Below are 12,959 nucleotides of genomic sequence, written 5' to 3' on the forward strand. Positions count from 1 at the left end.
GGAATTCTTAGCATCTGGAATATAGAGTTGGTGCGTTCCGCCTGGGTAAATTCTGCCGTCCACCTCAGTCTGCGGTGCGGTCATCCCTTCGTACACAGCAGTTCCAGGTGGGAACCTCGCCGCGTAGGCGCTATCGATCGGACTCTTAAAGCCCCCAGGCCACTCAGGCAAAACAGCCTTGTCGTTTCTCACTTGATCGACACCTGTCGGCGCGTCCTCGGACCACCAGCGACCCCACGGTGTTCCAGCTTCTCCCCCCGGTACAGAATTGTCTCCTCGCGCAGGCATCTAGAAGTGTAAGCACCGTCTGTAAAGTTTGCCGCCGGATTACCACGCATTCCTTCCAGCGTCGGGGGCAGGTCTCCGAGCTTCGCGGTTGCCGAGGGCGGGAGATCTACCTGACTGGCGGGACCTCCGATGGGCATGGCCCCTGTCCCGCCACCGAGGGCGGTGGCCCGGAAGAACCCCGTCGGAGTGTGGGGACCCGGCCCGGTGAGGTACCCGCCGGCTCCGCTGATGGCACCTTCAACCCCGTTCTCCACGGCCATGCGGACCACAGGGTTGCTGACGAGCTTGCCCGCTGCCATTCCCACACCGCCGCCGACCATGCCCAGACCGCCGGAGACCGCAGCTTGGCCCCAGTTGACTTCACCGGTCGTTGCTTTCTGGATGACGACATCGGCGCCGAAGCTCCGGCTCGGCGCCGACAACGAGTCCGGCGGGCCCAGCGCCAGTCATCCCACCGGTGCTTCCGCCGGGTGCGGGATCGGAGATCGTCGCGGCACCGAGGACAGCCCATGGGTCGCTCTGATCGGTGGGGCGGGCGGCCCGCCACCCCGACGCCATCCAGGCGTCCCCGATCCCGGTCACACCACCGGGCAGGGACAGCACCTGCCGACCAGCGATGACCGTGGTCCCCGCATCCGCGGTGCTGTCACTGGATGGGGTGATGCCGATGAGGGTGGGGACGGGGTTCGCGGTGTCCCACCACAGGAGGGCGCCGTCGGTGCCGGCGAGTTCGCCGAGGGCATCGACCCATACCGCGTGCCGGGACATGACCTCCCCGTCGGGAGTCCGCTCACACGTACCCGTCAGGTGGCCGGTGAGTCCCCACGCGTACTCGGTCCAGAACCCGTCCGCCGTGACGAGCCGGGCGGTGTCAACCCGTCACGGACGAACTCCACCCGTCATTAGGCAAATGATGCCCAAATACAGTCTGGCCTTATTTCCGTGCTCGAGATCATTCTCAGTAAGTGAACCACTAGATTTGTTCGCCACTTCTCGGGAACTCTTATCTTCGCTCAATGCGGCAACCACCCCTGTTCTTTTCCAACGGCGTTGGCCAGTTCAGTCAACGTCTCTGCGTAGCTTGGAGGGAGATCAGGTTCCAGGACAGTCACCTCCCACACCCGAGTAGAGCGACCCGCTTCAAACGCTGGGTTCGGCGACGACGAAGCCAACTAGTACGCCTTGCCACCACGCGGTCTAGCCACACCAAGCTGTGGGGCTTGGGAGTCTCGCACCAACAGGATTCGGGGGCTCGCGAGCAAAGTAACTGTTCGACGTTCTTCTGTCGCGGCTTTTATACGCTATTCAAATCGGAAACGACCGTCCCCCACGGGTACCAAACCCACCCCGACTGGCTATTATTGAAGAGCTTCTGGGCGCGGCTGATGCAATCGTAGGCATCTTGACGTGCGTCGTCCTTCCCAGGAACAAGTTCCCTGAGTAATTCCTTCGTACCCAGTCTTTTTTCCTGCATCCCGGGTTTTATAAATTCGTATGTCCACCGGTTCGTCAGTCCGAAAATGCCAACTTTTTCATACTCGACAGCCCTTAAAAAGATCTTAGGATAAGACATTTTGTTCCTTTAAGTCCCAGGCGGGCTGGTGGTCTCTTGTGTATAGCTGATATCCTGAAACGCGACGTAATTCCATGTTGTAATACGCACTAGAATCTAGGGGGTCGAGAAAGTCGGGCCGACGACTTTCGACCGGGGCTCCGATGTCTACCAAATTTTTGCCCTGCATCATTTGATAATCGATCCACTTTTTATTCGCCCAAATATGTATACCGTCTCGCACTTCGGGGGAAAAGTGCGCATCCGTAAAGTCGTAGCCTGGTGCACCTTTATAATATCCCATTCCATGCGCATCAGCGTAAGGCGTCACACGGTATTTCATGACTCTGCCCATGGCCATCGTTCCAGCGTCGGGACGGGCGGTGACTGCCCCCATCACCTTCTGCCCAATCTTATGACCGGCGGCGCCACCGATACCGCCGGTGGCCGCTCCGAACACCGTTCCCTGCGCGGTCGCCGCGAGAGCACCGGATGCGGTGTGGGGGCCCGGGCTCGTGTAGTAGCCGTAGGTACCTTCAACACCGCCGCTGATGCCCCCGGAACCTGCCCCGGTTGCGACAACGCTCTTCATCCCTGTAAGGCCGGCGCGAGATGCCAATGCTGCAGTGCCGAATCCGCCAAACCCCCCGAGGACAGCGCTGAACCCGACCTGCAACGGGTCCACCTCGCCGGTTGTGGCCTTCTGGATAATCATGTCGGCACCGGCACCGACGAGCATCATTCCTACTGGTCCTCCGACGCCGGTGGCGATCATGACTCCGCCGGCGATGACCATGGCGCCTCCGGCCAGGTACTCCCAGTTGTTGCCGAGCCAGTCCCCGGCGGCAGCCATGGCCCCACCGGCAGAGCCGTCGTAGGCCTTGAGGTCTTCGTCGGTGAGGGGTCGGAGTCCCGTGGGGTCGGTGGTGTTGAGCGGGTTATTGCCCGCGTAGGCGTAGGGGTTGCCGTCCCAGCCCGCGCCCATGACCGGGGCCAGCGGGTCCGTGGAGAGGAAGCCCCGTGTCTGGGGGTCGTAGGCGCGGGCGCCCAGCCATTCCAGGCCGGCGATGCCCACACCGCCGTGACCGGTCAGGCCGACACCCGCCGGGAATCCTCCGACCAGTCCGGCACCGGCGATTGCGCCAGTCATTACACCGGGGTTCCCTCCGGATGCGGGGTCGGAGATGATGGGGGCCCCGAGGACCGCCCACGGGTCCGCCTGATCAGTGGGGCGTGCTGCCCGCCATCCCGACGCCGTCCAGGCGTCGCCGATGCCGGTGACGCCACCTGGCAGGTACAGGATCTGCCCACCACCTGCGCCACTGGTGACGCAGGTGAGGGTGGGGATGGCGCTGGCGGTGTCCCACCAGAGCCGGGCGCCGTCGATGCCGGCGAGCTCGCCGAGGGCGTCGACCCACAACTCGTGCCGTGAGACCTCCTCCCCGTCGGGGGCGCGGTCACACGTGCCCGTGAGGTGCCCGGTCGGCCCCCACGCGTATTCGGTCCAGGACCCGTCCACGCCGATGAGACGGGTCCGCCTGCCCAGCCCGTCGTGGACGAACTCCACCCTCGACCCCTCCGGGCCGGTAATGGCGAGGAGTTGACCTGCGGCGTCGTAGTCGAACATCCGCGACCCGGCCGGGGTGGCCTCGCGGACCAGGCGCCCACCGGCGTCGAACTCCCACTCCGAGATCGCTGCACCCATTGCCGAATCCGCCTGCGGTGTGGGTCTTTCCGCGCCACCAGTTGCGGTGGTGATCGGGGTCGCTACGGCAGAGATCATCTGCCCGGCACGGTCGTATCCATAGCGGGTGACGGTTCCGGCGCGGGTCAGGGCGGTGATCCGGCCGTCGTCGTCCCGACCGATCAACGTCACGTCCGTGCTGTTTGAATCGCCAATGCCGCCGGCGCGGATGGAAGAACTGGTGCGGGTGTGTTCGGCGAAGTTCCCGTCCCGGTAGGTCCAGGCCTGGGCGAGGTCCCCGGCGGTGACGCCGGTCAGCCGCCCTGACGCATCATGGGTGAACACCGCCTCCCCGAGCAGGGGGTTGGTGACGGTGGTGAGCCGTCCGGCCGGGTCGCGGGTGTAGGTCGTGGTCGTGCCCTGGGCGTCGGTGAACGCGGTCCGGTGCCCGTCCGCGTCATACGCCCACGACAATCCCTGGTCTCCCCGGGTGCGAGAGGTCAGCTGCCCGCGCCGGTTGAACGCGAGTTCGTGCTCGACGACCAGCCCGTCGGCGTCCCTGCCCGCCCCGGTGTTCCCGGTGTGATCGGCGATGATTACCCGACGGTTCGTGGGGTCGCGGTCGATGGCGGCCACCAGGCGTCCGTCGACGCTGGTGGTGGCTTCCTGGCCGGCGTCGTCGTAGGTCCAGGTGGTGGTGTGCCCGTCCGGGTCGGTCTGGGAGAGTTGCCGGCCCGCCGGGTCATAGGTCGCGGTCGTGACCCGATCCAACGGATCCGTCACCGAATGGACCTGGTCGGTGGCCGTGTAGGTGCGCGTGGTGACCCCGCCGAGGGGGTCGGTGATCCGGGTCAGGCGTCCCCGGGCGTCGTAGTCGAACCGGGTCCGCCCGCCCACCCCGTTGATGGTGGCGACGAGTTCTCCGGCGGTGTTGTAGGTGAACCGGCGGGTCCCGTACCAGGTGTCCTGCGAAAAGGTGAGCCGCCCGCACTTGTCGTACCCGTACCGGGCGGTCCCCTGGCCGGGCGTGCGGCGCAGGACCAACCTGCCACATGCATCGTAGGTGAAGGTCTCGACCTCGCCGGTAGGCAGGGTCCTGGACGTGACGCGCTGGTCGGCGTCGTAAGCGAGCGCGGTGACCGCGCCAAGCGGGTCGGTGGTTCGCCAGGGGCGCCCGCACGCGTCGTACTCGTACCGGGTCACCGCCCCCGCAGGGGACGTGATCGAGGTGATCTTCCCCGCCACATCCCTGCCCAGGACGGTCAGTCCGCCCTCGCCGTCGAGGAGTTCCACAGGGTTCCCGGCCGGATCGTAGGTGATCAGCTCCGCCGCCCCGTCCGCGCGCGTCACCTTCGTGGGGCGTCCGTATGCGTCGAACGCGTAAGTTGCGGTGGCGAACGCGTCCGTCATCGTCGCCGTCCCCGCCGCTCGGTCCGTGGTGGCATCGGTGCGGACCCCGGTCGGATCCACGACCGCGGTCAGCGCCCCCACCCGGTCGTACTCACGCACCCAGTCGTGCCCGGCCGGGTCTGTGATCCCGACCAGCCGGGACAGGGAGTCATGGGAGAAACCCCACCGGGCGCCGTCGGGCAGCACCGCCGTGCTCACGTTGCCGAGCTCGTCCACCACCCGCTCGATGGTCCGACCGAGCGGATCGGTGGTGCGGACCAGGTCCCCCGTCGGCCCGTACTCCAGCACGGTCCGTCCCCCGTCCGGGGCGATCGACGCCGTCATCCGGCCGGCGGCGTCGTGGTCGAACGCCCACACCGCCCCGTCCGGGTCCTGACGGCGGACCAAAAGACCCGCCGTGTCGTAGACGAACCGCGTCTGCGCCCCCGACGGACTGATCGCCAGGACCGGGCGGCCCGCCCCATCCCGGACGATCCGGGCAACATCTCCGACCGCGCTGCGGGTGGCGACCAGGTCCCCGTACCCGTCGTACTCGAACCCGACCGATACCTCGACCGGGTCCGTCACCCGCACCAGGAGTCCATCCTCCCAGTCCAGCACGGTCCGCCCGCCCAGGGCGTCGTGCACCACGCAGGGATCCCGGGTGATGTCGTCGGCGTACTCGTAGGTGACCACGGAACCGGTGGCGGTGACCAGGGTGGTCAGGCGGTCGTGCTCGTCCCACCCATAGGTCAGGTCCGCGCCCTCCGGGGTCACTGTCCGGGTCCTGCGCCCGCGCTCGTCGTAGGCGTGGACGGTGACCGCGCCGTCGCGCTCGGCCAGGGAGACCAGGTTCCCATGCGCGTCGTAGGCCATCGACTGGCGCCGGTCCTCGGAGTCCAGGACACCGACGAGGCGGCCCTTCGCGTCCGCGACCCAGGAGTTGGAGCGGGTGCCGTCCTCGTCCGAAACGACCGTCACCCGGCCCGGCAGATACGCGAACCGGACCCGGCGCCCGTGCTGGGTGAGCTGCAGGGTCACCCGGCCCAGCCCGTCGTAGGTGTTCTCCGCCTCCAAAACCCCGGCGGCGGAGACCACCGCGTCGACCAGACCCGCCTCGTTCCACCGATACGACCGCGTCCCGGTCTCCGTCGTGACGCTGACGAGCTGGCCCGCGTCGTCGTACCCGTACTCCACCCGCCGACCGTCCGAGGACCGCACCACGGCAACGAGCCCGTCCGTGTACTCGATCTCCAGGAACCGCCCCCGCCCATGCGACAACCGGCCGATCAACGGCGCCGTAATGGCGTCGTCGACCGGTGCTTCCCGGTGGACGAACACAGTGCGGCCGGAGCCGGACCCGGCGCCCAGCCAAACCCCGGCGGCGCTGAACGCCCACCAGCCGCCCTGGTTGTTCCGGACCACCAGGAGTTCAGAGGAACCCGCAGGTAGGGAATCCAGGTCCATTAGGTCCGCGGTCGTCGCGGGTTCCCGGGCCAGCCAGTAATTCTCCCCCACGGCCCGGCCCCAAGCGTCCCCGGCCCGCGGGAAGTCCATGGCCCGGCCGTCGGCCAGCACCCACCGGGCGCCCTCGTCCGAGACCACCACCTGCTGGTCCAGGATCGAGGACCAGCCCGGACCGAACGCCCCCGGCCTCTCCAGGCCCGAGCCCAGCGAGTTGTACATCCGCGACAACACCAGGTTCGATGCCAGGCCCGCGAAGCCGAGATCCGTTTCGGGTTCGATGAAGTTACCGGTCGCGGTGTTCACCGGATCATTCGCGTACCCTGTTGTCGGTACCGCCCCATAGGCGGTCGGCGGGTCGATCGACAGGGCCGACCGGGACGCGCTCACCCCGGCCGCCGCCAGCGCCTCACCCAGGCCCGCGTCCGACACGGTCGAAACAGCGCCCTCGCCGCCAGCCGCGGCGAACGCCTCGGCGATCGTGACCGCCCACGCCGCGTCCTGCTCATTCGCCGCCAGAAAAGTCCGATACGCACTGAGCACACCCGAGGCCTCCAGGGACCCCCACGAGCAACTCGTCGCGAAGGACGACAGCTGGCCCGCCAACGCGCCCGGCGCCGACGCCAACCCCTCATCCAACCCGCGGGAGTTGGTGGCGAAGGCCCGCAGGTTTTCCGGTCGCGCGGAGGACGTCCCGCCCCCGTACCCGCCCCCGGGCCCCGGGGTCTGGCGGGATCCCGTGGACGCCGACGCAGGTGCGTACGACGGCGCCTTCCCCGGGTCCATGTTCGGCCGGTCCCCCTCACCGAAGACCGAATCCCAGCCCTTCTCGAACGCGTTACGGTCATTGTGCCCGCGCACCCACTCGTTGTTCGCCCGGCGCCGGTCGTCCTCCTCATGAGCGGCGTCGATCATCTGCCCCACATAGCCGGCCACCGTCCGCAGCGCCTGCGCCAGCGCTGTCGCGTCACTGGCCGCGGTGCCGGCATTGGCCTGGAAGATCTCCGAGAAACGCCCCTTGAAATCCTCGCGGGCCGCGGACACATACGAGGCCCGCGTCCCGGACTGGTTCTCCAACCGTGACGCCGCGGACTCGAAACCCCGCTGCACCGACCCTGCCACCCCGTAACTGAACCGCCCACCATGGGAGCCATCCGACTCCGGCAACAACGGCATCTCAACGAAATCGGCCACAACCAACGCCCCCCAAGGAACAAGAACAACAGCGAGAAAACAACAGGAAAAAACTATCGACCGCGCTGGCACGCACCCGCGCGGAAAAACCGAAGACCAACGACGAAAAGAGACCTGCAGCGACCAGGGCCGGCGCGAAGGAATCAGCGACCGCCAGAACAACCCAAAAAAACCCGGTCCAGGAGAACCCAGCGCCGGGGAAACCACCGTTCCGTGACGGCCGGGTGACCGCGTACCTCAGACGAGTGGCGCGATCACCCGGACCTCACAGCAGCAAGAACCTACTCAGGCGCCGCCGCCGGCGGAGAAGATGTCCTGGGAGATCTTCTGCAGCTGCGTCCGCAGCTCCTCCAGCTCCTGCTTGGCCTTGTCCAGGGCGGCCTTCGTCTCCGGCCACGTCGACCCACGGAACTGCGTAGCCAGCGGCCCGTCCCAGATATTCGGGTCCGACAGGATCTTCCCCTGCGCATCCAGCGCCGAGATTTGATCCGTGAAACCACCATTGATGATCGACTGCACCTGCCCGATAGCGGCCTTCGCCTGCTCGGTCGACAACACACGCGACATAGAAATTCCCCCTGAAGATACAACCGCTTTAGTGCCGGGCCAGAATCACCAGCAACATGACGATCATGACCCTACCAAAACCACCCATGGAATCTACGCAAGCAAGAACCCATTGCCGCCGGAACCGACGACGCCCTCACTAGGGACACTGACTGCCGACCCGGATCCGACCGCAGCGAGGCTCCGCCCCGCAGCAGAAATAGGTACTGATGCCAACGCATGACGCAGACCGGCCACGACGACAGGGTCACCAGGAAATCGTCCCACCATCGGGAGGGTCGCCATCCCAGGGGCTACTGATTCTTCACAAGACTGCCAAGGCCGAGGCAAGGGTGTCTACTAAGTATCTGAAATAATTTGATGGGATTAATTGTGCAGTGATAAATTCGCCGAGTCAGCGATTTATTTATACATTGAATCTAAATTCAACCACGTCGCCGTCGGCCATGACATATTCCTTGCCTTCGATCCGTACCTTGCCCCGGGACTTGGCCTCCGCCATGGACCCAGCATCGATGAGGTCGTCGAACGACACCACTTCGGCCTTGATGAAACCACGCTGGAAATCGGAGTGGATCACGCCGGCCGCCTGCGGGGCCGTGTCGCCCTGGTGGATGGTCCAGGCACGGGTTTCCTTGGGTCCTGCTGTCAGATAGGTCTGCAGTCCCAGAGTGTGGAAGCCCACGCGGGCCAGCTGGTCAAGGCCGGACTCGTCCTGGCCGTTCATTTCCAGCATCTCGCGGGCTTCTCCCTCGTCGAGCTCCACGAGGTCGGATTCGAGCTTGGCATCGAGGAAGATGGCGTCGGCCGGGGTCACAATGGCCCGGAGTTCTTCCTGCTTTTCCGGGCTGCCCAAAATGCCTTCATCCGCATTGAAGACGTAAATGAACGGTTTGGCGGTCAGAAGGCTGAGCTCCTTCAGGTGCTCCATCTCCAGCTTGTCGCTCTTGACCGAGGCGAAGATCGTATCACCGCGTTCCAGGACGGTCTGCGCCGCCTTGATGGCAGCGAGCTCGGCGGCTTCGCGTTTCTTGATCTTCACTTCTTTTTCGATCCGCGGAATGGCGTTTTCGATGGTCTGAAGATCGGCCAGGATCAATTCGGTGTTGATTGTTTCCATGTCCGAGCGGGGATCCACCTTGCCGTCGACGTGGATGACGTCAGGGTCATCGAACACGCGGACTACTTGGACAATGGCCTCGGCCTCACGGATGTTGGCGAGGAACTTGTTGCCCAGGCCTTCACCCTCCGAGGCACCCTTGACGATGCCGGCGATGTCGACGAAGGACACTGGCGCGGGCAGCAGTCGCTGGGACCCGAAGATCTCAGCCAGCTTGGCCAAGCGCGGGTCCGGCAGGCTGACCACGCCGACGTTCGGCTCGATCGTCGCGAACGGGTAGTTCGCTGCGAGCACCTGGTTGCGGGTCAGTGCGTTGAAAAGAGTTGATTTGCCGACGTTGGGCAGTCCGACGATGCCAATAGTTAGAGCCACGAGTACTGATTCTACCCGCTGCGGCGCAGGAGCCGGGCCCCTGGGCAGCCCGTTGCAGGGCGGCAGCCGGAAACTGTCACCGGGGCATGCCAAAGTGAAGGCATGGACGCTTTTGCACTGATTCTCTCCCTCCTCATGCTTCTTATCGGCGCAGTCGCCGGCGCCGCGGCGGTCTACCTGCTGCTGCGGCACCGCACACACGCGCTCGAGCAGGACTTCGACGCCGTATCGGGACGGCTTTCCGAGGTGAGTGCGCAGTTCGCTGCAGCCGACGCCGAACGGCGGCTGCTGACGGCGCAGAACCGTGAGCTCGGCGAGTCCCGGAACCAGGACGGCAGCGTGCTCCGGGCTTTGGCGCCGGTGGCGGAGAAGCTGTCAGCTGTGCAGCAGCAGGTGTCGCTGTTGGAACGCGACCGTCTGGAGCAGTACGGCCAGCTGGCCCAGCAACTGCAGGAGGCCCGGCTGTCTGACGAACAGCTGCTGCGCTCGACGCATGCCCTCGAGTCAGCCCTGCGCTCCAACAGCGCCCGCGGCCAGTGGGGCGAGGTGCAGTTGCGCCGGGTAGTGGAAGCGGCCGGGATGCTGCGTCACGTGGACTTCCACGAGCAGGTGCACAGCGGGCCGCAACACGGGGCCGCCACGGAGACCTCGGTCCGGCCTGACCTCGTGGTGCAGCTGCCCGGCCAGAAGCAGCTGGTGGTCGATGCGAAGGTGCCCCTTTCGTCCTATCTGGCGGCGCAGGAGCTGGGGGCTTCCACCTCCGGGCAGCAGCATGCGCAGCTCCTGGGCGGCCAGCAGGCCCACCTGCTGGCGCATGCGAAGGCCCTCAAAGCCCACGTGGATGCGCTGAGCGGCAAAAAGTACTGGGACATTCCCGGGAACTCCCCCGAGCTAGTGGTCTGTTTCCTGCCGGCCGAGTCGATCCTGGCCGCGGCGCTCTCGGCCGACCCGGCCCTGCTGGATTACGCCCTGTCCAGGAATGTGGTGCTGGCTTCGCCTTCCACTCTTCTGGCCGTTCTGAAGTCGGTCGCCTTCACCTGGCGCCAAGACGTCCTGACGGACAGCGCACGGGAACTCTTCGAACTCGCGCGTCAGCTGTATGAGCGGATGGGAACACTCGGCGAGAACGTCACCAAACTTGGATCGTCGCTGAAAACGTCCGTGGACCGCTATAACTCGATGGTGGGAACCCTGGAGGCACGGGTACTGCCCACGGCACGGAAGCTTAACGCCCTGGATGCGGCCGGGCTGGCCACCCCTCCAGCGGTCGAGGTGACACCGCGGTCTGTCGCCGCCCCGGAACTCCAGCCCGGAAGCACGGCAGGGGAAGACCGGGAGTCTGCAGCCTAGGAGGTGCGCGCGGCGCGGGCGCCGCGGCCTCCCAGGGCGCGGGTGACATCGCCTGCCTGCTTCAGGGTGGCGCGGAGTTCCTTCGGCAGAGAGAAGAGCAGATCCTCCTCGGCAGTGACGACTTCCTCGACGGATCCGTAGCCGTAGTCGGCCAACAGGCGCAGGACGTCCTTCACGAGGACCTCCGGCACCGACGCCCCTGAGGTCACACCGACGGTGGCCACGCCCTCGAACCACGATTCGTCCACTTCATTGGCAAAATCCACCCGGTAGGAGGCCTTGGCACCATATTCGAGGGCCACTTCCACCAGCCGCACGGAGTTTGATGAGTTGGCCGATCCGACCACAATGACGAGCTCCGCCTGCGGTGAAATCTTCTTGATGGCCACCTGCCGGTTGGTGGTCGCGTAGCAGATGTCATCGCTGGGCGGATCCTGCAGGGTGGGAAACCGATCCTTTAGCAGCCTGACGGTTTCCATGGTTTCATCCACGCTGAGCGTGGTTTGGGACAGCCAAATGACTTTTTCCGGGTCCCGCACAGTGACCTTGTCCACCTCGTGCGGGCCGTTAATGATCTGGATGTGTTCGGGGGCCTCCCCGGCGGTTCCTTCGACTTCCTCGTGGCCGTCATGGCCGATGAGCAAGATGTCGAAGTCGTCTTTCGCGAAGCGCACAGCCTCTTTATGCACCTTGGTCACCAGGGGGCAGGTGGCGTCAATGGTCCGCAGCCCGCGGTCCTCGGCGGACTGCACGACGGCAGGCGAGACGCCATGGGCCGAGAAGATCACCAGCGCACCCTCGGGGACCTCGTCAGTTTCGTCCACGAAGATCGCGCCCTTTTCCTCGAGGGAGCTGACCACATGCACGTTATGGACGATCTGTTTGCGCACGTACACCGGCGGGCCGTAGTGCTCAAGTGCTTTCTCCACCGCGATGACCGCGCGGTCGACGCCGGCGCAGTAGCCGCGGGGGGCTGCGAGCAGCACCCTTTTAGGGCCGTCGACGGGAGCTGCCGCCAAAACTTCCTCCGGCGTGCGCCGCCGGCGCGGAACGGTTGGCATCGGAATCGAAACAGCGGTGGAGGTCATGCCCCCAATGCTACCGGTGTTGGCTGGGCTGCTGCTGGACGCGGCGGCCGGCAACGGTGCGCAGCACGAGTCCGGCTGCCAGCAGGACGCCGCCCGCCACGGCGGCCGTCACGATCCACTGCCCGAGGCTTGAGGCTGCCGCTGAGACGAACTCGGTTTTGAAGATCTCTGCGACGTCGTTTCCGCTGCTGGTTCCCAGCACGGCGGTTGCGGCGGCGTCAGCGGACAGTTTCCAGGCCCCGGCCAGCAGGAGCGTACCCAGGCCGATGCCGGCGAGGACCGTCCCCCGCCGCCGGGCCGCCACAAACGCCAGGGCGAAGGCGATGAGTGCACCGATGGCCAGCGCAGAGCCCAGCGGTGCAAAGGCGGCCACCCGGTCGAGGACCTGCCGGTGCTCGGGCTGCCCAATGGTGATCAGCAGTTGGTCCGATGCTTCCAGCGGCAAAGTTGTAGCCTCCGCCACCTGCTTCGCCACCAGGGCGACCAGGGGTGCCAGGTCCAGGGTCAGGGTGGAGGCGGTGTCGGTCCCGGCAGGTTCGGCAGCGGGGTCAGCGACATTGAGGCGGTGGCTTTTGCGCAGCGTTTCGGTCCACGCGTCAGGGTACCCGGGCATGTCTGTCAGGGACCGGGCTGCGCTTTCCAGGACGGGCGTGACCAGGCCGTCGAGCGCTTCCGGGATCCGGTCAGCGCCGAGGGTGCCGACGGCGGCGGCGGCCAGCCGCTGCTGAAACACCGGGTCTTTGCCCAGCGGCGCGGTGAATGCCACGAAACCGTCCTCCTGGACGATGTTTCGGTCTACCCATAGTGCGGGCATTGCGATGGCCGACAGGAGAAGCCCAACAAGGACCGCTACGGCCGATACGAAAGTGCGCACAAGAGTCCTAGCAGGTA

7 protein-coding genes are annotated in these 12,959 nt (G+C 65.9%); 1 reads left to right on the top strand and 6 read right to left on the bottom strand.

Annotation, left to right across the window (positions count from 1 at the left end):
* Window positions 1–648: 648 nt before the first annotated feature.
* The 4 genes from VUN84_13215 to ychF all read right to left on the bottom strand — a co-directional run bounded on the left by VUN84_13215 (window position 649) and on the right by ychF (window position 9,630).
* The gene (locus tag VUN84_13215) at window positions 649–1,056 is read right to left on the bottom strand and encodes a hypothetical protein (GenBank protein XAS63252.1); all 408 of its coding nucleotides are present in this window, start codon (window positions 1,054–1,056) and stop codon (window positions 649–651) included.
* A 791-nt stretch (window positions 1,057–1,847) separates the two neighbouring features.
* Window positions 1,848–7,571: a DUF6531 domain-containing protein gene (locus VUN84_13220; GenBank protein XAS63253.1), complete on the bottom strand. Its 5,724-nt coding sequence runs from the start codon at window positions 7,569–7,571 to the stop codon at window positions 1,848–1,850.
* A gap of 285 nt (window positions 7,572–7,856) precedes the next feature.
* On the bottom strand, window positions 7,857–8,138 hold the full coding sequence (locus tag VUN84_13225; protein XAS63254.1) for a pyrophosphorylase: 282 nt from the start codon (window positions 8,136–8,138) through the stop codon (window positions 7,857–7,859).
* 406 nt (window positions 8,139–8,544) lie between these two features.
* On the bottom strand, window positions 8,545–9,630 hold the full coding sequence (gene ychF / locus VUN84_13230; GenBank protein ID XAS63255.1) for a redox-regulated ATPase YchF: 1,086 nt from the start codon (window positions 9,628–9,630) through the stop codon (window positions 8,545–8,547).
* A gap of 102 nt (window positions 9,631–9,732) precedes the next feature.
* Between ychF and VUN84_13235 the strand changes: the two genes are divergently transcribed.
* Window positions 9,733–10,980 carry a DNA recombination protein RmuC gene (locus VUN84_13235; GenBank protein XAS63256.1) on the top strand — a complete coding sequence of 416 codons (1,248 nt, stop codon included), beginning with the start codon at window positions 9,733–9,735 and terminating at the stop codon, window positions 10,978–10,980.
* Here VUN84_13235 and VUN84_13240 read toward each other — a convergent pair.
* Window positions 10,977–12,068, bottom strand: coding sequence for a 4-hydroxy-3-methylbut-2-enyl diphosphate reductase (locus tag VUN84_13240; protein XAS63257.1), 1,092 nt, complete (start codon window positions 12,066–12,068; stop codon window positions 10,977–10,979). The two genes, VUN84_13235 and VUN84_13240, sit on opposite strands and share 4 nt — an antisense overlap.
* 10 nt (window positions 12,069–12,078) lie before the next feature.
* The gene (locus VUN84_13245; protein XAS63258.1) at window positions 12,079–12,834 is read right to left on the bottom strand and encodes a hypothetical protein; all 756 of its coding nucleotides are present in this window, start codon (window positions 12,832–12,834) and stop codon (window positions 12,079–12,081) included.
* Window positions 12,835–12,959: the final 125 nt, after the last annotated feature.

The organism is Micrococcaceae bacterium Sec5.8, from assembly GCA_039636775.1.
In the GTDB taxonomy this organism is placed as follows: domain Bacteria; phylum Actinomycetota; class Actinomycetes; order Actinomycetales; family Micrococcaceae; genus Arthrobacter.